Source organism: Pseudomonas sp. GM60 (assembly GCF_000282415.1).
Lineage (GTDB): Bacteria > Pseudomonadota > Gammaproteobacteria > Pseudomonadales > Pseudomonadaceae > Aquipseudomonas > Aquipseudomonas migulae.
In genome coordinates, this window is record NZ_AKJI01000032.1 from 20,391 (window position 1) to 43,053 (window position 22,663).

The following is a 22,663-nucleotide window of genomic DNA, read 5'->3' on the forward strand; positions in this document are numbered from 1 at the left end:
AGCCTGCTCGCGATGACGTCAGGTCAGACACCGAATCTCTCAAGGCTTGCGCAGCAGGTACGTATCCATAATCCACCCATTAGCCAGCCGCGCCGCCTTGCGCACTCGCTCGATCTCATCCGCCACGTCCTTGAGCTTGCCGCTGATGAGGATTTCATCCGGTGTCCCCAGGTAAGCCCCCCAGTAAATCTCTGTCTCCTGATCAGCCACCTGATGGTAGGAATCTTCCGCGTCGAGCATCACCACCAGGCTGTCGGCATCGCTCACCTGCCCTGCCGCCAGCCGGCGGCCCGTCGTGATTTCGAATGAGCGCCCAATCCGGTTCAGCGGCACTTTATGCTGGGCTGCCAATGCCTGAACGCTGGTGATACCGGGGATCACGTCGAACTCGAAGACGCAGCGGCCGGACGCCAGAATAGCCTGCAAGATCCGAATGGTGCTGTCGTACAACGCCGGATCACCCCACACCAGAAATCCGCCACACTGGCCGTCGGACATTTCCTCATTGATCAGCCGTTCGAAGGTCATCTGCTTGGCAAGGTTCAGGTCTTCCACACTGGCCTTGTAGTCCACCTCTCCGCGCTCGCGCTCCGGGCTGTGGGCTTCAACGAAACGGTAGGTGTGATCAGTGATGTAGCGCTGGCAAATCTCACGGCGCAGGTCGATCAGCTTGTCTTTGCTCTGGCCCTTTTCCATGAGGAAAAACACATCGACGAGGTTCAGAGCCTTCACGGCCTGCATCGTGATGTAGTCGGGGTTGCCGGCACCGATGCCGATGACCATCAGTTTTTTCATCAACAGGCTCCCTCAAGGTCTGTGCCCAACACACGTAAGCGCCAGCGACCATTGAAGCGCAATTCGATGGCTGACAGCGGTTCGACATCGATCAGATTGAACGCGGGACTTTGCAGCACATGGGTCAACGCCGCGCGAATGACAAAAGGGTGGGTGATGGCAACGCAGTGCCCCGGTGTTGCCTCCAGCGTTTTCAGCCAGGCGGCCACCCGCTCGCCGAGTTGCGCTACCGACTCGCCACCGTGAGGCGCCGAACGCGGATCATCGAGCCAGGCCTGCAAGGTCTCGGGTTCGGAACGCTGCAGGTCGTCGATCCGCACGCCATTCCAGCGTCCGAAATCACACTCCCTCAGCGCCTCGACAATCTCCACGTCATCGGCGAACAACCCGGCGGTTTGCCGGGTCCGCAATTCCGGACCGCAGAACAGGCGCGATGCCTTCTTGAGTCGGGAACCCAACGAACCTCTTGCCGATTGCCAATCCATCTCCACCGGCTCATCCGTAGGAAAACGCGCCAATTTCTGTGCGACGGTTCGAGCGTGGCACATCAGGGTCAAACGGGTCGCCTGCACGAAGGATCACTCGGTAAAAGGAAAGGAAAACAGCGTCACGCCGCCAACAATCACGCAATTGTGCCGTAAGAAACACGATTGGGGGCGTTTCGTTTTAGCCCTTGCCAACGCTTGTCGCCCTTAAAAAACCGCTATCTCCGACACCCCTGTAAGCGAGGACCTACAAGGCTGAGCGACTTTGGTGTAGCCCCCGACATACGGGCATTTCGCCCCATTTTAGGGCCAGAAATGGCCGAGCAAAAATTCACTAGACATGGGGCGATCGTTCCATAAATACTGCCGTAACGGCTAATCTAAACAACACCCTCATCCAGCAGGAGCCCGGATGCCCGCTTCCAGCAACATGCACCACCGCCTCCGCACCCAGAACCCGACCGACAGTGTCAGCATGACGCTGCCTGCGGCCAGCAGCGACTGACTGGATAAGAAAAAGAGTGGCGCCTGGCAAACAGCATCAAGCGACCGCCGATTCAATGCGTGGAAACCGACAGTGATAGTCAGGTTCGTGCCAACCGCCGAACCCTTTGATACAGGAGTGCATCCATGCTGGTCTTACGCCCAGTGGAGTTAACCGACCTGCCCCAGTTGCAGCGACTGGCGCAAGAAAGCCTGGTCGGCGTGACGTCCCTGCCGGACAACACCGAACGCTTGCGCGAGCGGATTCTCGACTCCTGCGCCTCGTTCGATAAAAACGTGCAACAGCATGGCCCGGAAAACTACTTCTTCGTGCTGGAGGACCTGACCACCCGGCGCCTCGCGGGCTGTTCGGAAATCCTCGCCACTGCCGGTTTCGGCGAACCCTTCTACAGCCTGCGCAACCGGCACTTCACCAGCGCCTCGCGGGAGCTGAACATCGAGCACGGCGTGCCGGCGCTTTCGTTGTGCCACGACCTCAGTGGCCACACCTTGTTGCGTGGGTTTCACATCGATGCGGCACTGGTGCGCACACCGTCCTCCGAATTGCTGTCACGGGCGCGCCTGATGTTCATCGCCGCGCACCTGCCGCGCTTTGCCGAAGCGGTCATCACCGAAATCGTCGGCTTCAGCGATGAAGAAGGACGGTCGCCATTCTGGGATGCGCTGGGCAAACACTTCTTCGACCTGCCCTACACCGAGGCCGAGCGGCTTTGCGGACTGGAGAGCCGGACATTTCTTGCCGAACTGATGCCGCAATATCCGATCTACGTGCCGATGCTGCCCCAGGCCGCGCGGGACTGCATCGGCCGTATTCACCCCGACGGCCAGGAGGCCTTCGATATCCTTGAACGCGAGGGGTTCGAGACCAACAGCTACATCGACCTGTTCGACGGCGGCCCGACCCTGTATGCACGTCTCGCCAACATCCGCTCTATCGCGCAAAGCCAGAATGGCACCGCCACACCGGGCTCGACCATCGATGCCCGAGGACGCTACCTGGTGAGCAACGATTCACTGCGAAACTATCGCGCCATCGTCGCCGATCTGGACTACACCGCCGGGCAACCCGTGGTCCTCAGCGCCGAGATGTGCGAGGCACTGAATGTCACCGACGGCAGCCCGATCCGGGTGATCGCGCTGTGAGCATCATCGCGTCCAGTGCCCAACGACAGCGCTCGAACCTGCGTGTAGAAGGAGCTGCAAAATGATTGTCCGTCCGGTCCAGATCACCGACCTGCCCGCCCTGTTGGCGCTGGTCCGGCAGGCCGGCCCCGGCTTTACCACCCTGCCCGCCAGCGAGGACCGCCTGGCGCACCGGGTGCGCTGGGCGCAACGAACTTTCGCGGAGCAGGTTGAACGCGCCGATGCCGACTACCTGTTCGTGCTCGAAGACGACGATCAGCAAGTAGTGGGTGTCAGCGCCCTGACGGGGGCCGTTGGCCTGCGTGAGCCCTGGTACAACTATCGAGTGGGACTGACAGTCAGTGCGTCACCGGATCTGGGCATCCGGCGGCAAATCCCGACACTGTTCCTGAACAACGAAATGACCGGGCAATCGGAGATTTGCTCCCTGTTCCTGCGTCACGATCAACGCCACGGCAGCAATGGTCGATTGTTGTCGTTGGCGCGCTTGCTGTTTGCTGCCGAGTTTGCGCACCTGTTCGGCGAGAAGCTCATCGCCGAACTGCGTGGCAGCGCCGACGAGCAAGGCTGCTCGCCATTCTGGGACAGCCTGGGCCGGCACTTCTTCAAGATGGATTTCAACCATGCCGATCACTTGTCGGGGCTGGGCAGCAAATCGTTCATTGCCGAACTGATGCCACGCCAACCGCTGTATACCTGCCTGCTCACCGAACAGGCCCAGGCCGTGATCGGCAAGGCTCACCCGAATACCGAACCGGCATTGAAAATCCTCACCGCCGAAGGTTTCACGCACAAGGGTTACATCGACATCTTCGACGCCGGCCCGGTCATCGAAGCACCGCTGTCGAAAATCCGCACGGTGCGCGACAGCCAGGCGCTATCGCTGGTCATCGGCACGCCAGACGACCAGGCGCCGGTCTGGCTGATCCACAACCGCCGACTGGAAAACTGCCGCATCACCGCCGCCCCTGCCAGGCGAGTGGGCAACAGCCTGATCGTCGACCGGCTCACCGCCAAACGCTTGCAACTGCAACCCGGCAACTCGGTACGCGCGGTGCCGCTGCTCAATCAACAGCAGCAGGCTGCGGCGGCTTGAAGCAACCTCACGCCTCTCAATGGCGGTTTCGATCAGGCCCGCTCTGCAAATTCGTCATCATTCTTCCCCCCTTTGCGTGATAGCCTTTTGTTTTTTCGGCGTTGACACTTTTGCTCAAGCCCTTCCATTCCATTGGTGGAACTCATATGTCCAGGCTTTCACATCAAGATTTGCGCCGTAATTTCCGTGAACTGTTCGCTTCCAAAACCTGCTATCACACCGCGTCGGTTTTCGACCCGATGTCGGCACGCATTGCCGCGGACCTGGGTTTTGAAGTGGGGATCCTGGGTGGTTCCGTCGCGTCGCTACAAGTGCTGGGCGCACCCGACTTCGCCCTGATCACCCTCAGTGAATTCGCCGAGCAGGCCACTCGCATCGGCCGTGTCGCCCAATTGCCGGTAATCGCCGACGCCGACCATGGCTACGGCAACGCCCTCAATGTGATGCGCACCATCGTCGAACTCGAACGTGCCGGCATCGCCGCCCTGACCATCGAAGACACCCTGCTGCCGGCGCAATTCGGCCGCAAGTCCACCGACCTGATCGGCGTCGCCGAAGGTGTCGGCAAGATCCGCGCAGCGCTGGAAGCCCGGGTTGACTCGGAAATGGCCATCATCGCCCGCACCCACGCGGGCATCCTGCCGGTGCAGGAAATCATCAGCCGCACCCAGCAGTACCAGAAGGCCGGTGCGGACGGGATTTGCATGGTGGGCGTGCGGGACTTCGACCACCTCGAACAGATCGCCGAACACCTGAGCGTGCCACTGATGCTGGTCACTTACGGCAACCCGCTGCTGCGCGACGACAAACGTCTGGCGGAGCTGGGCGTGCGGGTCACCATCGACGGTCATGGCGCTTACTTTGCTGCGATCAAGGCGACTTACGACAGCCTGCGCGAGCAGCGGCAGATCCTCACCCAGACCTCGGACTTGAGCGCTACGGAACTGACGCATACCTATACGCAGCCTGAGGAATACATCCGTTGGGCAGAAGAGTTTATGAGCGTTAAAGAGTAATTGCAGTGTGAGCCGTTCTGACGCCATCGCCAGCAAGGACAGTGCAAAACCCTGTAGGAGCTGGCTTGCCAGCGATAGCGGTGAACTGCCAATGAAGATGTAACGCTGACGGCCTCTTCGCCGGCAAGCCGGCTCCTACAAGGGATTTGTGCAGTCTTTCAGACTGGGTCGAACAGTTCGTGACGAGGCTCGCCCTCGCCACTACAGATGACCCGATTGCGACCGGTAGTCTTGGCCTGGTAGAGCGCCTGATCGGCGTCGTTGAGCCAGAGCGTCGCGTCTGTGTGCGCCTGAGTGAAAGCCGCAAGGCCGATGCTCAGACTGACTTTCAGCGCCGGGCTCTGTTCGTAACTGAGGGTGGCGAAACGATCCCGCAGGGCATCCATGGCCGCCGCGGCGCTGCCAAGCGCAAGGTCCGGGAGAATCACACAGAACTCGTCACCGCCGTAGCGGCCGGCCACGTCAGTCGCCCGAAGGTTCTGTTTGAGCACCTTGCTCAACTGCCGCAAGACGATATCGCCGGCGACATGCCCGTAGGTGTCGTTGATGGCTTTGAAGTGATCGACGTCGATCAACGCAATAGCCCCACCCCGATTTTGTCGTTTACAGCGCTGGAATTCGACTTCCAACTGGTCCTTCCAGGCACCATGGTTGAGCAGGCCGGTGAGGCTATCGGTGCGACTCAGGGCAAGCAATTCGCGCTTTTGCCGGCCAAGCGTGGTGGCCTGGCGAAAGCAGATCCAGCCCAGCGCCAACGGATAAAGACACAGCAAGGGTAAACAGGCGTACAGCTGCAGTTGACTGGTTTCAGGAATGAAGGCTGGCGCAAACAGAAAGTATCCGACGCAAACACCCAGAAGTTGCGCAACCGTGCCCACCAGCAGGAATCGCAAACCGCCAATGGCCACATTGTTCATTGCCATCATGGCAATGGTGGTTGCACTGGGCAGCGGATTGAATTGCATGGCGGCGACCCAGAAGCCGCCGAGAAAGGCGTCGACCAGCAGGTTACGGTGTTCGGCATGGTAGGGAACCTTCGCCCGACGCGCCCATTGGTAGGCCACGTGTGGCCAGAAGATTCCGTTGAAGAGCATCATCGCCCAGACCCACAATGGCGGATCGAGCGGGTACATCGCGGCGGCCACACACACCAGTCCCGCGGCTAGCCCCAGGCTTCGCGATGCATAGAGCCTCCTGGCCAGTGAAAGTCCTTTTCCTCCCGTTTTTCCCATAAGGCCTCTGTACCGCTGAACGGAACCTGATCACACCTGGGGTTGCGGGTGTGCTCGAAGTCTAACAGGGCAACGTCAAATAGCCATCACCGGCCAGCAGTCTGAATACCGCGGTATAGACAGGAGGCGAGCCCCGAATGTTTGGCTATACCTGAAGAGACAAATAACGAGAAAAAAGGAGGCCCATGCAGACTTTCCAAGTGTTGATCATCGGCAGCGGTTTCGGCGGCCAGTGCGCGGCGATCAATTTGCTCAAGGCCGGCATCGATGATTTTCGTCTGTTGGAATGTCGGGACTTCTTCGGCGGCACCTGGTGCCAGAACACTTACCCCGGCGCCGCCGTCGATGTGCCCTCGCCGCTGTATTCGCTGTCCTTTGCACCCTATCGCTGGACGCAAATGTTCGCCGAACAAGCCGAATTGCACCGCTACACGCAGCACGTGGTGGAGCAATTCGGCCTGCGCGACAGGGTGGAACTGGAGGCGAACGTCGAACGCGTCGAATGGGACGACGACGCCAAACGCTGGGCAGTGCACACCGCGAGCAAAGGCACGTTCTACGCGCAGTTCCTGATCAACGCCACAGGGCCGCTGAGCCAGCCCGTCGTCCCACGCTTCGAGGGCCAGGAGCGCTTTCAGGGCAAGACTTTTCATACCAACCATTGGGATCACGCCTACAACTATCGGCATAAACGCGTCGCCATCGTTGGCAGTGGCGCCAGCGCGGCCCAGGTGATCCCGGCGATTGCTCCGGACGTCGAGCATTTGCATGTATTCCAGCGCACACCGCACTGGGTGCTGCCACGGGGCGACCGCACTTTTGGGCCTTTCCAGCGCTGGTTGCTCGGCCTCAAACCCGCCTACAAGCTGCTGCGCTGGATGATCTACTGGCAATTCGAAACCCGGGTGATTGCCTTCAAATATTCGAAACCGGCCATCCGCATGGTCCAGCAACACGCCCTGCGCTTCCTCAAACGACAAGTGCCCGACCCTGAACTCAGACGAAAACTGACACCGGACTACGCCATCGGCTGCAAACGGGTCATTGTTTCAAGCACCCTGTACCCGGCACTCGGCCGCGACAACGTGACCTTGCACAGCCGCGAGCAAGGCATTGCCGCCATCGACGAAACCGGCATTGTCATGCAGGACGGGCAGCATATCGACGTGGACCTGATCGTCTGGTCCACCGGTTACGACGCCACTGACGGGGTCATTTCCTACCCGGTCAGCGGAAAAAACGGCAAGCAACTCAGGGATTTCTGGGCGACCTACCCTCGCGCCTACCTCGGCACCAGCCTGCCGGACTTCCCCAACCTGTTTATCGTCACCGGTCCCAACACCGGCATCGGCCACACGTCGGCGCTGTTCATCATCGAATCGCAGATGAATTACATCCTCGACTGCATTCGCACGTTAAAAGAACAGGGTTTGCGCAGCATCGAAGTACGCCCCGAGGCAGAACGTACCTACACTGAAATGATCCACCGGGAGATGGAACGCACTGTATGGAAGTCAGGAGGCTGCCACAGTTGGTATCAAAGCAAGAGCGGTCATGTAATCGCCATGTTTCCGGGGTTCAGTTTCAGCTACCACCGATTGACCCGGGCACTGAAACCCGCCGATCACATGCTGTCCTGATCAGAGAGAAGGGAGACGCCTGATGCTTTTGTTGGTTGTCGCTATCGCAGTTTTCGCGGCCTGGAGCTGGTTGAGCTACCCGGCCATCGGTTATTGGCTCTATGACTTGAACATGGCGGCCGAAGCCAAGCTGTATCGGCTACACAAAATCGTCGTGCCCATCGCCGAAATGACCGTCTCGACCTGGCAAGGCGGGCCTTATGAAGCGTCAAGCAGTGTGCTGATGCTCCACGGCTACAGCGCCGACAAGAACATCTGGCTGCGTTTCGCCCGGCACTTTGTCGGCAAATACCGGGTGATCATTCCCGACATCGCGGGGCATGGCGAAACCGGCTTCAAGGCCGGCGGCGGTTATGACATTCCCTTGCAGGCCAAACGAATGATCCAGTTGCTCGACGTCTGCGGCGTCGAGAAGGTCCACGTGATCGGCAACTCGATGGGCGGCTACATGGCGGCCTGGCTCGCAGCCACCTACCCGGAGCGCATCGCGTCGGTCGCCCTGATCGACCCGGCCGGTGTCACCGCCCCCGAAATCAGTGACCTGGAACGCCACCTGGCCCAGGGGCACAACCCGTTCCTGGTTCACTCCCGAGAAGAATTCCGGCGCTTCTACGCCATGACCATGGCCGAACCACCGTGGGTGCCCGGCGTGGTGCTCGACGCCATCGCCCAGCGTTATGAACAGTCCCGGGATGAGTTGGCAGAAATCTTCAGCGATTTTCGCGCCAGCCCGCCGATGGAGCCAAAACTGCCCGACATCAAGTGCCCGGCGCTGCTGCTGTGGGGGCGCAAGGACCGCTTGATCGATGTCAGCAGCGTGGCGATCTGGAGCAAAGGCATCGAGGATCTGCGTGTAGAAATCTGGGACGGCATCGGCCATATGCCGATGGTCGAAGAGCCAGGGAGTACGGCGCGGTTATATCGGGAGTTTTTGGCATCCCAACGCTCGGAAAGCCCTCAGGACCAGAGGATGCATTGAGCAAGCAGTCCTTGGAAGAATGAAGTCCGTAAGATTCTTCGTTTGTCGGCGACGCTGAAGGCTGCGATCTTTTCCGCATCCTTTACGTCACCGCGCCAGGAATTTTTTCATGAGCCACCCGAGCTTTGTCAGCCCTGACCTGATCCGCCAACGCTTCTCCAAAGCGATGTCCGACATGTACCGCGAAGAAGTGCCGCTGTACGGCGCGCTGATGGAACTGGTGGAACAGACCAACCGCCATGTACTGGAAAGCGACCCGCAGATCGCCCGACAGTTGAACAGCACCGGCGAAATCCAGCGTCTGGACCTGGAGCGTCATGGCGCCATCCGCGTCGGCACCGCCGCTGAACTGGCCACCCTCGCCCGGCTGTTTGCGGTGATGGGCATGCAACCGGTCGGCTATTACGACCTGACCCCGGCCGGCGTGCCGGTGCATTCCACGGCGTTCCGCGCGGTGCATGAAGCCGCACTGCAAGTCAGCCCGTTTCGAGTGTTCACCTCGTTGCTGCGTCTGGAATTGATCGAAGACCTGGGGCTGCGCGCCTTTGCGCAATCGGTGCTGAATAAGCGCTCGATCTTCACGCCAAAAGCATTGAACCTCATTGATCGTGCCGAAACCGAAGGTGGCCTCACCGAGCCCGAGGCCCAGGACTTCGTCGAGCAAGCGCTGGAAACCTTCCGCTGGCACCACAGCGCGACGGTCACCGCCGAGCAGTACCAGAAACTCAGCGCCCAGCATCGCCTGATCGCCGACGTGGTGGCGTTCAAGGGCCCGCACATCAATCACCTGACGCCGCGCACGCTGGACATCGACATCGTGCAGGCGCAAATGCCGGCCCACGGCATTACCCCTAAAGCGGTGATCGAAGGCCCGCCCCGCCGGCAGTGCCCGATCCTGTTGCGTCAGACCAGTTTCAAGGCGCTGGACGAGCCTGTCGCCTTCACCGATCAGGCCGAAACTCGCGGCAGCCACAGCGCCCGTTTCGGTGAAATCGAGCAGCGCGGCGCGGCGCTCACACCTAAAGGACGAGCGCTGTATGACCGTTTGCTCAATGCTGCTCGCGACGAACTCGGGGACTTCCCCAACGAAGGCAACGCCGCACGCTATAACGCGCTGATGACGCAGCACTTCAGCGAATTCCCTGACACCGTCGAGGGCATGCGCCTACAGGAACTGGCGTACTTTCGCTATTTCGTGACGGAGAAAGGCGTCGGAGCGCCGGCGCTTAAATCCTTGTCGCTGGAAGATCTGCTCAGCGGTGGCTATTTGCGGGTTGAACCGCTGGTCTACGAAGATTTCCTGCCGGTCAGCGCGGCGGGGATTTTCCAGTCAAACCTGGGGGATGCCGCGCAAACCCACTACGGCGAGCATTCGAACCGGCAAGCATTCGAGCAAGCCCTGGGACGATCGACCATCGATGAGTTGGGGTTGTATGCCGAGACGCAACGGCGCTCGATCGAGGAATGCTTCGCAACGCTCCGTTAATCCCCCCCCCCCTTGTAGGAGCCGGCTTGCCGGCGATGGGGCCCTTGGATTTGTATTGCTCTTTAGGGCCTTATCGCCGGCAAGCCGGCTCCTACAAGGTTCGTGGTTATTTCAGCTTCGTTAGCAGCGCTTCAGCCGCTGCCTCGGACGACGCCGGATTCTGCCCGGTCAGCAGCAGGCCATCGGTCACCACATAACTCGCCCAGTCATCCCCCTTGGAATAAATCCCGCCCTTCTCCTGGAGCATGTCCTCCACCAGAAACGGCACAACGTCGGTCAGTTGCACCGCCTCCTCCTCGGAGTTGGTGAAGCCAGTCACACGCTTGCCTTTGACCAGCGGTTGGCCATCCGCGCCCTTGACGTGACGCAACACGCCCGGCGCATGGCAGACCAAAGCGACAGGTTTACCCGCCGTGTAAAACGCCTCGATCAATGCGATCGAAACCTTGTCTTCAGCCAGATCCCACAACGGGCCATGTCCGCCCGGATAGAAAACCGCATCGCAATCTTCGGCTCGCACGCTGCCGAGCAACGCGGTGGACGCCAATGCAGACTGGGCCGCCGGATCCTTGCGAAAACGCTCCGTCGCAGCGGTCTGCGCATCGGGCTCATCGCTTTTGGGGTCCAGTGGCGGCTGGCCTCCCTTGGGCGACGCCAGCGTCAGCTGAGCGCCGGCGTCTTTGAAAGCGAAATACGGTGCCGCGAATTCCTCCAGCCAGAAGCCGGTTTTCTTACCGGTATTGCCCAATTGATCGTGGGACGTCAAAACCATCAGGATTTTCATGTCGCGCTCCTTGAATGTGGGAAATGTACGGTTATCTCAGCGCAGATTTGACCACCCGGCTGCGCAGTTCGTTGCACTTGTTACACGGGTTCTCTCAGTGATGGCCAACCGCCTTGATGCGCAAGAAGTTGCGCAATCGACCGAGCAAATCCTCCGGTTTCACTGCACAACATCCGGCTAATCAGGGCCTCCAGCCGAGTGCGCAAGAAGTTGCGCAGTGCTGCGCAAGTTCTTGCGCACATTACGCGTAGATCCTTGCGCGGGGTTTTAAAAACAGTCGCAAAACCATCTCAACGCTTTGTTTTATATGTCTTTTATAGTTTTTGGCACGGACCTTGATAACAGTCATGCACCCACCGGGCGATACCGCCTCCCGGGCACCTTAATTTATTCAGCAAGGAGAGCATCCATGGCAACACCAGCGTACATGTCCGTCACTGGCGAAAAACAAGGCCTGATCACTGCCGGCGCCTTCACTGCCGACTCCGTTGGCAACACCTACCAGGAAGGTCACGAAGACCAGGTCATGGTTCAGGCGTTCACCCACGACGTGATCATCCCGCGTGACCCGCAATCCGGCCAACCGACCGGTCAGCGCGTACACAAGCCAGTCGTGATCACCAAGGTCTACGACAAGGCTTCGCCTCTGCTGCAAGCGGCTCTGACCTCCGGCGAGCGCATGAGCGAAATCGTTATCCAGTGGTACCGTACTTCGGCTCAAGGTACTCAAGAGCACTACTACACCACCAAACTGGAAGACGCGATCATCGTCGCCATCAACAACAAAATGCACAACTGCCAGGATCCAGGCAACTCGCACTTCACCCACCTGGAAGAAGTGCAGTTCACCTACCGCAAAATCACCTGGACCCACGAAGTATCCGGTACTTCGGGTTCCGATGACTGGCGTGCTCCAGTCGTTTAATTACGGCTGATCGTTACAAGCATCGGCCAGCTCTGCTGGTCGATGTTGTTTACGCCCCTCCAGAATTTCGCGTGCGTTGATCCGCCTTGCGGTTGTCGACGAACGCCGCTCCACAGCACGAGGAACAAGGGATGTTCGCGCCGGCCAATCAGACTCACTTTGCCCTGACCATCGAAGGTCTCCCCAACGACTTCCAGGTGCTTTCCCTGCAAGGTCGGGAAGCCATCAGCCAGCCGTTTGTGTTTGAGGTGGAACTGGTCAGTGAAAAGCCGTCCCTGGACCTCGAAAGCCTGCTGCACAAACCGGCCTTTTTGCAGCTCTCGCCCGATGGCAGCGGCATTCATGGCCAGATCTATCGCGCCGCCCAGGGTGATTCCGGCAAACGCCTGACCCGCTACGCGGTGACCCTGCGCCCGCAACTGTCCTACCTCGCGCACCGCATCAACCAGCGCATCTTCCAGAACCTCACCGTGCCGAAAATCATCGGCCTCGTCCTCGAAGAGCACGGCATCCAGAGCAATGCCTACCAGTTCAAAGTCGGGGCGATTTATCCCGAGCGCATCTACTGCGTTCAGTACGATGAGTCGGACCTGCAATTCGTCCAGCGCCTGTGCGAGGAAGAAGGTATCCACTACCACTACGAGCACAGCGCCACGGCCCACAAACTGGTGTTCGGCGATGACCAGACGGTATTCCCGAAACTCGCGCCCGTGGCCTATCAGCAAGACTCCGGCATGGTCGCCAGCGACCCGGTGATCAAGCGCTTCGACCTGCGCCTGGAAACCCGCACCAGCCGCATCACCCGCCGCGACTACGACTTCGAAAAACCGCGCATCAACCTCGAAAGCGAACACCGTGGCGACGCCCTGCCCGACCTCGAAGACTACGACTACCCTGGTCGCTTCATCGACCGCGAACGCGGCAAGCACCTGGCCAAACGTGCCCTCGAACGTCACCGCAGCGACTTCCAGCTGGCCGAAGGCAAAAGCGATCAGCCGTTGCTGGTCAGCGGCCATTTCCTGGCCCTGACCCAACACCCGAAAGCTAAATGGAACGACCTGTGGCTGCTGACCGAAGTCCTGCACGAAGGCAAACAGCCGCAAGTGCTGGAAGAGTCGGTCACCAGCAGCACGACCAACCTGAAAGACGACTTCCATCAGGGTTATCGCAACCGCTTCCAGGCCACCCCGTGGGACGTGCCGAACCGCCCGCCGCTGACGCAGAAAAAACCGCGCATTCTCGGCAGCCAGAGCGCCGTGGTCACCGGGCCCAAAGGTGAAGAAATCCACTGCGATCAGTACGGCCGCGTCAAAGTGCAATTCCACTGGGACCGCGAAGGTCAGGCCGACGACAAGACCAGCTGCTGGCTGCGTGTCTCCTCCGCCTGGGCCGGCGCTCACTACGGCGGCATCGCCATCCCGCGAATCGGCATGGAAGTGCTCGTCACGTTCCTCGAAGGCGACCCCGACCAACCGCTGATCAGCGGCTGCCTGTACCACAAGGAAAACGTCGTCCCGTACGCCCTGCCGGCGAACAAGACCCGCACCACCTTCAAAACCCTGAGTTCACCGGGTGGCGCAGGCTTCAACGAACTGCGCATCGAAGACAAGAAAGGCCAGGAACAGATCTTCCTCCACGCCCAGCGCGACTGGGATGAAAACGTCGAACACGACCAGAAGATCCGCGTCGGCAACGAACGCCACGACACCGTGGAGAAGAACAGCTACAGCGAATTCAAGGCCGAAGAACACCACACCGTTTATGAAGACCGCAAAGTCGAAGCCCGCGCCAACGACCACCTGACCGTGGGCGTGAACCAGCACATCAAGATCGGCACCGGGCAATTCATCGACGCGGGCCAGGAAATCCACCTGAGCAGCGGCATGAAAATCGTGCTCGAAGCCGGCAGCGAACTGACCCTGATCGGCGGCGGCAGCTTCATCAAGATCGATGCAGGCGGCGTCACCATGAGCGGGCCGGCGATCAACATGAACTCCGGTGGCGGACCGGGCAGCGGGACGGGGGCGGCGCCGATATTGCCGGGGCCGTTGAAGCAGGCGGATGCGGATAAGGCCGGGCAATTGCTGGTGCCCGCGCAGCGACAAGCGTTGATGCAGAAGAAGCCGATCTGCGCGATTTGCGAGAAGGCCAAACTGGAGGCGCAAAATGCTTAAGTCCGACTGGACGCTGGAAAACGGGTTGCCCCAAGGCCTGCCGTGGAATGGCACCGTCGGATTGTTGCTGGATGGCGTCAGCGTCGAGAAACTGCCCCAGCACCTTTATCAATGGTCGGATGACCCGGTGTTCGAGCCGCTCTACCTCGGCACTCAGTGGGCGGAATTGGGCGACGTCTCGCCGTGCCTGGTTCAGATCAACGCACAGAGCAATCCCATCCTCGCGAAGTTTCTCGCCGAGCCCCGCCAGGAGTGGGGCTACCTGGTGTTCAGCGATCAACCCTGGACACAAATGGTCGAGCACTTCCGCTGGCTGACCAGCGTCATGCACCCTCAGGGTGAAGAAGTCCTGCTGCGCGTCGCCGACCCTGCCGTGGCCCACGCATTGCTCGGTCACGCCGAGAGCATCAAGGACCCTACCCTGTTCGGCCCCTGCTCGCAGATCGTCACCGCCGACGCGGCATTGGGTTGCTGGCACATCAACCAGCGGCCGGGCAAAGCCCCTGAGCCGAACCACAGCAAACGCTATCGCTTGAGCGACGAGCAACTCAGCCAACTGGATGAAGTGAATTTCCGCAGCATCGTCCTGCGTCTCGACCAGCACATGCACGAATACTTCCCGTCCTATCAGGCGCAATCGATGCCGCTGCACCGCTGGGAACACCTGCACGCACTGGCCTCGACCTCCTACGATCGCGGCTTCAACACCGAACTCGACATCACCCTCTACGCCAACATTCACGGGTTCCTCGGCGAGCGAGCGCTGGAGGAGCATCCGGACCTGGATGCGATACTCAAGACCCCGTCGGAACAAACGCCCGCTCAGAGACTCGAACGGGTCGCTGATATTGCCCAGGAACGGGCCGAAACCCTGCACAGGAATCAAGGATGACCACGCCAACATCGGCCGGCAAAAGCCCAAACAACGTTGCAAAAAGCCAGGACGACGGCAAGTGCTCCCTGGGTGGCTGCCCCCTGATGAAGGCCAAGATCCAGCTCATCCCGCTGCGTTATGGCCTCGTCGAACGGCTCGACCCATCCAGTGCACTGGCGATGCCGTACAAGACCACTTCCCGTCCACTGGGCATTCGCTTGATCCGCGACGGCTGGCTCTACGTCATCGTCGACAAAAAACCTCAAGCCGTCATGCACGAATACCGCATCCAGAACGGCATCGTGACCCAACTGCTGTGGGAAAAAGGCGAGATCACCGCCAACAAACGCGAAAGCAACGTAGGCGAAGCCGTGTTGGTCTTCCCGCGTTCGAGCAAGCTCTACGTCAACTACTCCGAAGTGCAATGGACCGCCGCCAAATGCGCGCAGGTCATCAAGCACAAGTCCGAGCGTGAATACTTCATGCAGGCAGTGGACCTGACCAAGGCTGATCCGGAGAAAGGCGCGGCTAATCTGCTGACGCCGAGTCAGGCGGAGAAATGGATTGCGGAAGTGGCGGAGCAGCCGAGTAAATCACCGGCAGCTACAGGGGCTAAACCAGAGGAAAGCAAAGACTATCTCTGGGAACAGATCAAACTGTTCAAGAAGACCCAAATGGGCACCTTGAAAAAACAGGTTAAGGCAGAAAATGAGCACGATCATCTGTACCTAGTCGTCCAAGATGACTTGGGTGTGCTTCGCGATCTGGCAGAACATCAGGATTTGGTGTCCAGTTGGATCATTGATTGGAGTGAAGCAGAAGCCAATCAGAAAAAATATGTGTTTGGATCTTACATTGAGTCGCTTTATACAATTGATGGCAACAGTGTTGCTGAATCTGCAAAGCAGGATCCCCGCTTTGAAAATATCAGAAAAGATACCGATGAAACCCAAAGAAAAAGTATCTCTGAATACATCAATGCTAAGTATCAGACTTCGTGGAGCGGTCCGGGCAATTTAAAAAGTGCGACAGCTGCCGCCAAGATGCGAATGCGACAGAACCTTGGCGAACCACTATATGCTCGCTACAAAGACTTCATTGAAAGTCTGGATGATAATACACATGACGCTTTGTATGGCGCAAAAATGGGGCAGGATGGTATTGACGACCTCATTGACCGACCCGCAATGGAGGCGTTTTTAAAGCAGCAACGAACACAGCTACAGCGTTGGAACCGACGACTTGATGCAATTACTGAAGACCGTAGCAGTCTACTTAAAGACCAACGCTTCCATAAGTCCGCCTGGTATTTCGATACTAATTATTCCAATCAAATGGACGAAGCACTAAGCACGGAATATGCTTGCCTCAAAGATGTGTGCAGAACTGACAAGTCAACAGAAACTATAGCAAAACTTCGAGAAGAAAATCCAGGTTTCGGCGTTAATGCATTCTACACACTCAGCCGCACCGACCAAAAAGACATGCAGGCAAAGATGCTCTCTGCAGCCAAGTCTATTCGCGATCTATTCCTATCAAAAAAAGACTACGAGGATATGAAAGCGCTTAGTGGAAAATTCGACAATCTGGTAAGAGTTGCCCTACCCGCAACGTTCCAACTAAGTGAAAGCGGAATAACCTTCAGTCAAGCCGTCAGCAATGCTTATGATCCTGCGAAACAATTAGGATTAGCAAACGCATTAGATGAAGCGATGGCTGCCATGCGTAATGGCGCACCACTAGATCCTGCAAAGGTACTACGCCATATACCCGGCGCGACATGGTTAGATGTTTTAAAAGCATTTGGCAAAAGCGGCATCACATTAGAATTCTCATCAGCCAATCAAATACGCGCATTCCAGCAAGACGTAGACAAACTAGTCTCGATTCGCAAAGAAATGAAATCGCTCAAGCACAAAATAAAGCAAACACTCGCAAAGGAACGTAAAGGTCTTGTACCAGCAGGTAGTCACAAACCGTATTCGACCCAACGTAAGTCATTACAAAAATCTCTCCCGGCTTTAGAGAATCGTGTTAGCTCTGCAATAAGCCCTATTGGTGACGGACCATGTAAAGCAGGTTACAAGATAAAAAATCTTACTGCAGCCCAAGAAACCGAATTCAATCGAATGGTAGATGATTTCAGAAACAAGAGAAAATTCGAAAATCTCGGAAAAAATGTTTTTCTATCCGCAGGCGGCGACTTATTTGCAACCACTGCTGCAGTTGTACAAATTATTAGCTTTATAACTGTATACGAAGAATTCAGAAGAAAACCAGATCTCGACGCCAATGACATACAGGCATTTATTAACTCTCTGACCTCAACTACTGGCGGAATATTTGCCGCTGCGCAAGGAATTTCCATCACTGTTATTTCTACCGTAATGGACAACTACGCCAGTGCCGCAGGGAAAACAAAAAACGCAGCAAGACTGGGTAAACTCGTTGGTGGCCTCGGTATATTTGCATATACGCTTGGCTTTGCTGCCGCTGCAACCAGCATGTTCGGTGAAAAAGGATCTGTCGCCAGATGGTCCGAAGCATTGAGGACTGGTGACAAAGCGACACTGATCGGTGCGAGCATGACGTTGGTCGGCGATACGGGACAATTTGCATTAAATGGCTGGTCTGCGGTCGCGACGGGGAATCAGTTAATCAGAACAGCTACTGGCGCTGTTGCCTGGACTACGTCAGGTGTGCGATTAATAACGATCGCAATGCGAGTAAACTTGATAGGTTTTGTACTGACTGCACTGCAACTTGCAGGAGAAGCAATCTACAATTACAACAACAAAAGCAAATTGGACAAATGGCTATCAGAAAGCGCATGGGGGCATAAAAATGCTAACCACAGTTTACGTGACGAACGAGTACGCGTAGCGGACTTAGCCAGCCCGCGAGCCGAACTGAAGACAATAAAAAACAAGCCCATGGTTGTATTGCAGTTTCCTGGTATCGCTGTACGAGATCTAGATGAAACCGGCATAGGAGTTTCCGCTTACTGGCTAACAAATATGCAGCGAAATGATTGGGAGCCTTGGAGCGAGCAACTGTCTTATCAATTCGAATTATTGAGCGCCCCCCACGAGCCGCTTACGATAGGATTAGAAATTTTTCAACACGAATCAAACGCACAGCATGGATTGGCAATGGAATTGCGATATCATCCTGTCCCTGGCGAAAATGAAGTCGTTCGCGAAAAACGCTTCCAGATTGAAACCCTGTTTGTAGAACAGGGTAAAAGCAAAAGCATGTCAGAAGTGATCGCGTTTCGAGCACGAAAAGCAGATGCACCTTGGGTCATAGTATCAAGCGACGTTTTAAGCCTTTCGGAAACCTCTGCCACCACTGGTAAAATTTGATGTTTTTTAAGAGCAAACACCGTGATATCGACGTAAGTAGCCAGCGCCCAAAAGCTGGAGCCACAGTGGTAATGTCCACGGGAGAGGCATTGTTTCTTTCACCACTGCCAGTCCCTACAGGTCAATTGCCAGTGGATCTAGGTGGAAAATTTATCGAAGTCAATGACACCTATCTTGACATCGGAACCAGTAATTCCGGAAAAGCGTTTCAAGCGCGAATCATGATAGCTAACACCATGTTCATTGCATTTTTCTTTTTTTTATTTGCGCCGTTTCTAGCGGGTACAACAGCGTGGGGAAACCCCTACGGAGTGACCTTCTGGTCTAGAGCAGAAGTCGTATTTGACTATGTTTTTTATCTGGCACTTGGATTAACAGGAGCCACCGCTTTAATTGCGATATACGTAATAGCGGGAACAACCCTTAAAAAATCAAAAACAACGCCAGTTCGATTTAATCGTCAACGGCGCGAAGTTTGCTACATCCCAGAAAAGTCGGACACACCTATAATTCGCCCTTGGGAAGAAACGATAGCCTGGCTATCGGCAGGAACAGGCACAACCGGGGTTGGAGTCGTTAAAACCTTTACCCTTGGAATAGCCATAGAAGATAAAGCCAACGGGGTAGCCTACTACATTAACGATACTATTCCGTCTCCGTTTCATGGGCTAGGACAATGGGAAGCCATACGAAGCTACATGGAACATGGCGTTGAACATTGCCCGGAAAAAGCAGCCCATGAAGGCCGACATACTTTCGAACAAGCACGCAACACCATGCAAGAAGAAGTTAACGCTGGAGAAAGAAGCTTAATTGGAAAATATTGGTGGCTACTCACACACATTGTTTCTTGGTGGAAAATACCGTACTGGATAGCAGAGTGGGATCATCAATACAGCATGAAGGCTATGCCGGAAAGTATTACTGAATGGTCTAAAGCCCTGCCAGTTGAGCATTGGTCGAAACCTAGTACAGAACTACAAGAAGAAAGCTTGAAAATTCAAAAAGCCTTCTCCAACGGAGAAGATTTCATGTCGTACTTCAAAGCAAACATTTCAAGGTGAAATTTCCCCAACCGGTTCAAGAGCCAACAGTGACCGCGTCCTAGGTCGATTATCCTTCATGGCTTTCCGCATGCCACCAACCTTTCCGCAGTACGACGAGTTCGATATACAACAGCAACGCCCTGTCGCTGGTGAAACTCGTCGCGTCCTCAATGGCGAAGCATTGTTCCTTTCACCGCGACCTGTTCCTACCGGGCAAATCCCAATGGATCTCGGCGGAAGCTTCGTTGAAGTCAACGACACCTACCTGGACTTGGGCAGTAGCAATCTCACCAAGTCTTTCCAAGCACGATTAGCTGTGTCGCTCCCTACAGTGGTAGTTATCGTTTGTCTATTTGTTCTCCCAACCTTGATGGGCTTCGCAGCATTCATAAACCCATTCGGTAGAAGCTTTTGGTTTTACTTCAACGATTTTTTTGAGTTTGGACTATCACTAGCGCTCTGGTGTGGAGGGGGAGCAGCGCTGATCGGCCTGTACGCGATTATCAGCACCACCAGACGCAAAGCCCGTACCCGACCTATCCGATTTAACCGTCAACGCCGAGAAGTCTGTTACTTCCCGGATGGCTCCGACGAACCAGTGATCCAGCCTTGGGAAGACACGGTTGCATGGATCTCAGTCAGCACCGGGTTTACAGGAGTAGGCGTAATCAGTAGCTACACCATTGGCATGGCCATAGATAATCCCAAGGCCGATACGGTGCACTTTCTTACACAGGAGGTCATGACTCCTATTCATGGACTAGGCAAATGGGAAGCCATACGCGTCTACATGGAAAAAGGTCCAGAGTTCTGCCCTGGCAAAGCACCCTACGAAGGCCGTCACACCTTCGATAAAGAACGACAAGACATGCACGAGGAATACCAGCACAACGAGCGTTCCGCTTTAGGCGTTGGCTGGTGGTACCTGACACACCTGATCACCTGGTGGCGTTTTCCGTACTGGGTAGCGGAATGGGACCATCGTTTCAGTATGAAATCTCTACCTGAATCCATTTCTGAGTGGTCGAAATCTCTTCCGCCTGAGCAGTGGGCGAAGCCAAGCCAAGCTTTGAAAGAGCAAAGCGCCAAGATCGAGAAGGCTTTTGCTCAGGGACAAGATTTCATGACTTATTTCAAGGCAAATCTAAACGTAAACAAGACAGAAGAATCGATAAATAACTGAATGGAAACGATGAGCCACGTCCTTGAAGCATAAATACGACCGACTACCTCATGCCGGAGACTTTGAAAGTGACTCCGGCACGGAGATTGTCTACTTATCACCTAGGCCCGTCCCTACAGGGCTGTTGCCTTTCAGTGCGCGCCAACTGCACCGCTATGCCAATGAAGTTTTTTTAGACTTTGCTATTTCTCGAGGAAGCTTTGAGTTTATGGCCCGAGCTGGAATCGGGGCGGTGATGTTCCTGTTGATTTTTCTTTTTTTTACAACGGGGCTTGGATCTTGGATAAGAAGAGATGTAGAGCCGTTCTGGAGTAGCTGGCTGGATTTCTTTACAAGCATTGCGGTTTGGGGTTTTGTGGGTGCGCTTGCCAGTCTTTACCTTTGCGTGTTTTTATTTGCCATTCACCAAGTCAGCAATCAACCTCCAATACGTTTCAATCGCCAGCGTCGGGAAGTTGTTTTTGTTCCCAAGAAGGGAATGTCCCCTCGTTATGTTGCGTGGGAAGAAGTAATTGCAAGCGTTTCAGTTAGCAAACTGATCACTCAATATGCTGCAATCCCCGAATTCAAACTAATGATCGGACTTCGTGACAAAAATGGCGATGTGCTTTGGGTCAGCGTTCCGAGCGGGAACTTGAACCAAGCCATAGCTGAGTGGGAGGCCATACGTGTCTATATGGAAGAAGGGCCTCAAGCATTACCCAAGGGGCAAACAGATGAATTCGAAGCAGGCTCAGTCGCCTATTTCCATATGTGCAGACAAGGATATCGTTCTCATCATTCATTCCTTCGATATATATGGGGTTTTTTGACAATTCAGTTTTTCAGTGGCTGGACGATACCCTGCTACATCGCAGCCTGGATCAATAACCGCCCCAAAGCAGGATTCCCCAAGGAAGTACTGGATTGGTCACTATCACGTCATATTGAAGAACATGCGGTACCTAGCGATGAGTTGATGAAGGAAAGTGCTGAGATCAGAAAAGCATTTGCGAAAGGCCAGAACCTGCTGGATTACTTCAAGGTGAAATTTTCCGAACCGGCTAAAGAGCCCACAGTGGGCGCGTCCTAGGCCGAACACCCTTTATGGTTTTCCGAATGACACCTATCTCTGCGCAGCACGACGAGTTCGATATTAAACAGCAGCGCCCTGCCGCCGGTGAAACTCGTTGTTTTGCTACTGGAGAGGCTCTATTTTTGTCGCCACTGCCGGTGCCTACCGGGCAAATCCCCATGGATTTCGGCGGAAGCTTCGTTGAAGTCAACGAGACATTCCTCGACTTGGGCAGTAGTAATTTCGGCAAGGCTTTCCAAGCCAGGGCAATGATTGGGCTCGGTATGATGTTCATCTTCTCATGTCTGATTGTTCTGCCGTTGCTTGCAGGATCTACTACTTGGGGAAATCCATTTTCCGAATCCTTTTGGGACAGAGCTGCAGGTATGTTCCATTTCGGTGTGACCTTTAGTCTTTGGGGAGGAGGAATAGCCGCGCTTCTGGGTACTTACGTTATCTTGAGCACTACCAGAGCGAAGTCCCGTACCCGTCCAATTCGATTCAACCGCCAACGTCGTGAAGTCTGCTTTTTCCCCGAAGGTTCTGACGCTCCTGTCATTCAACCATGGGAAGAGACAGTATCTTGGCTCTCAATCAGTACAGGTGTGACTGGAGTGGGGGTAACAAGCGCCTATACCTTTGGTATGGCGTTCGACGATTCCAGAGCTGACGTAGTGCACTTTGTGAGACAAGGCGTAATGACTCCTGCTCATGGCTTGGGCAAATGGGAAGCCATACGTGTCTATATGGAAAAAGGACCGGAGTTCTGTCCTGGCAAAGCCCCCTACGAAGGCCGTCACACCTTCGATAAAGAACGACAAGACATGCATGAGGAATACCAGCACAACGAGCGTTCCGCTTTAGGCGTTGGCTGGTGGTACC

Annotated in this window: 18 protein-coding genes; 14 read left to right on the forward strand and 4 right to left on the reverse strand. The window is 56.0% G+C overall.

Annotation, left to right across the window (positions count from 1 at the left end):
* Positions 1-39 precede the first annotated feature (39 nt).
* Both cobF and PMI32_RS21205 read right to left on the reverse strand, forming a co-directional pair.
* Positions 40-795, reverse strand: a complete 756-nt coding sequence (gene cobF / locus PMI32_RS21210; RefSeq protein WP_008026738.1) for a precorrin-6A synthase (deacetylating) — start codon at positions 793-795, stop codon at positions 40-42.
* A complete protein-coding gene (locus PMI32_RS21205) occupies positions 795-1,367 on the reverse strand; it encodes a histidine phosphatase family protein (RefSeq protein WP_008026739.1) in 573 nt (190 codons plus the stop codon). The genes cobF and PMI32_RS21205 overlap by 1 nt, the downstream gene beginning before the upstream one ends.
* Positions 1,368-1,910: 543 nt before the next feature.
* Between PMI32_RS21205 and astA the strand changes: the two genes are divergently transcribed.
* The 3 genes from astA (at position 1,911) to PMI32_RS21190 (ending at position 5,039) form a co-directional block, all read left to right on the forward strand.
* Positions 1,911-2,927 carry an arginine N-succinyltransferase gene (astA, locus tag PMI32_RS21200; protein WP_008026741.1) on the forward strand — a complete coding sequence of 339 codons (1,017 nt, stop codon included), beginning with the start codon at positions 1,911-1,913 and terminating at the stop codon, positions 2,925-2,927.
* Positions 2,928-2,988: 61 nt separating this feature from the next.
* Positions 2,989-4,023, forward strand: coding sequence for an arginine N-succinyltransferase (gene aruG, locus PMI32_RS21195; RefSeq protein WP_008026743.1), 1,035 nt, complete (start codon positions 2,989-2,991; stop codon positions 4,021-4,023).
* Between the two features lie 146 nt (positions 4,024-4,169).
* Positions 4,170-5,039, forward strand: coding sequence for an oxaloacetate decarboxylase (locus PMI32_RS21190; RefSeq protein ID WP_008026744.1), 870 nt, complete (start codon positions 4,170-4,172; stop codon positions 5,037-5,039).
* A gap of 158 nt (positions 5,040-5,197) precedes the next feature.
* On the opposite strand, the gene PMI32_RS21185 is transcribed toward PMI32_RS21190, so the two are convergent.
* Entirely contained in the window at positions 5,198-6,271 is a 1,074-nt protein-coding gene (locus tag PMI32_RS21185; RefSeq protein WP_008026745.1) for a diguanylate cyclase, read from the reverse strand.
* Positions 6,272-6,456: 185 nt separating this feature from the next.
* Here PMI32_RS21185 and PMI32_RS21180 point away from each other — a divergent pair, with 185 nt between their 5' ends.
* The 3 genes from PMI32_RS21180 to hglS all read left to right on the forward strand — a co-directional run bounded on the left by PMI32_RS21180 (position 6,457) and on the right by hglS (position 10,376).
* Positions 6,457-7,911 (forward strand): flavin-containing monooxygenase, encoded by a 1,455-nt coding sequence (locus PMI32_RS21180; RefSeq protein ID WP_008026746.1) that lies wholly within the window; start codon positions 6,457-6,459, stop codon positions 7,909-7,911.
* 22 nt (positions 7,912-7,933) lie between these two features.
* The gene (locus PMI32_RS21175) at positions 7,934-8,890 is read left to right on the forward strand and encodes an alpha/beta fold hydrolase (RefSeq protein WP_008026747.1); all 957 of its coding nucleotides are present in this window, start codon (positions 7,934-7,936) and stop codon (positions 8,888-8,890) included.
* Positions 8,891-8,999: 109 nt separating this feature from the next.
* A complete protein-coding gene (hglS, locus tag PMI32_RS21170; RefSeq protein ID WP_008026748.1) occupies positions 9,000-10,376 on the forward strand; it encodes a 2-oxoadipate dioxygenase/decarboxylase HglS in 1,377 nt (458 codons plus the stop codon).
* Positions 10,377-10,482: 106 nt separating this feature from the next.
* Here the strand turns inward: hglS and PMI32_RS21165 are convergent, their stop codons facing one another.
* Positions 10,483-11,160 carry a type 1 glutamine amidotransferase domain-containing protein gene (locus PMI32_RS21165; protein WP_008026749.1) on the reverse strand — a complete coding sequence of 226 codons (678 nt, stop codon included), beginning with the start codon at positions 11,158-11,160 and terminating at the stop codon, positions 10,483-10,485.
* 409 nt (positions 11,161-11,569) lie between these two features.
* Here PMI32_RS21165 and PMI32_RS21160 point away from each other — a divergent pair, with 409 nt between their 5' ends.
* The 8 genes from PMI32_RS21160 to PMI32_RS0128720 form a co-directional block, all read left to right on the forward strand.
* On the forward strand, positions 11,570-12,085 hold the full coding sequence (locus tag PMI32_RS21160) for an Hcp family type VI secretion system effector (RefSeq protein ID WP_007918282.1): 516 nt from the start codon (positions 11,570-11,572) through the stop codon (positions 12,083-12,085).
* A gap of 131 nt (positions 12,086-12,216) precedes the next feature.
* On the forward strand, positions 12,217-14,259 hold the full coding sequence (locus PMI32_RS21155) for a type VI secretion system Vgr family protein (protein WP_008026750.1): 2,043 nt from the start codon (positions 12,217-12,219) through the stop codon (positions 14,257-14,259).
* Positions 14,252-15,151: a DUF4123 domain-containing protein gene (locus tag PMI32_RS21150; protein WP_008026751.1), complete on the forward strand. Its 900-nt coding sequence runs from the start codon at positions 14,252-14,254 to the stop codon at positions 15,149-15,151. The genes PMI32_RS21155 and PMI32_RS21150 overlap by 8 nt, the downstream gene beginning before the upstream one ends.
* The gene (locus PMI32_RS21145) at positions 15,148-18,498 is read left to right on the forward strand and encodes a toxin VasX (RefSeq protein WP_008026753.1); all 3,351 of its coding nucleotides are present in this window, start codon (positions 15,148-15,150) and stop codon (positions 18,496-18,498) included. The genes PMI32_RS21150 and PMI32_RS21145 overlap by 4 nt, the downstream gene beginning before the upstream one ends.
* Complete coding sequence (locus tag PMI32_RS29605; protein ID WP_008026754.1) at positions 18,498-19,562, forward strand: DUF6708 domain-containing protein; 1,065 nt, start codon at positions 18,498-18,500, stop codon at positions 19,560-19,562. Before PMI32_RS21145 ends, PMI32_RS29605 begins: the two co-directional genes overlap by 1 nt.
* Positions 19,563-19,620: 58 nt before the next feature.
* Positions 19,621-20,727, forward strand: coding sequence for a DUF6708 domain-containing protein (locus PMI32_RS21140; protein WP_338010006.1), 1,107 nt, complete (start codon positions 19,621-19,623; stop codon positions 20,725-20,727).
* Between the two features lie 22 nt (positions 20,728-20,749).
* Positions 20,750-21,799, forward strand: a complete 1,050-nt coding sequence (locus PMI32_RS30590; RefSeq protein ID WP_081501754.1) for a DUF6708 domain-containing protein — start codon at positions 20,750-20,752, stop codon at positions 21,797-21,799.
* Between the two features lie 26 nt (positions 21,800-21,825).
* Positions 21,826-22,663: hypothetical protein (locus PMI32_RS0128720; protein WP_081501755.1), on the forward strand; the 838-nt coding region annotated here is incomplete at its 3' end.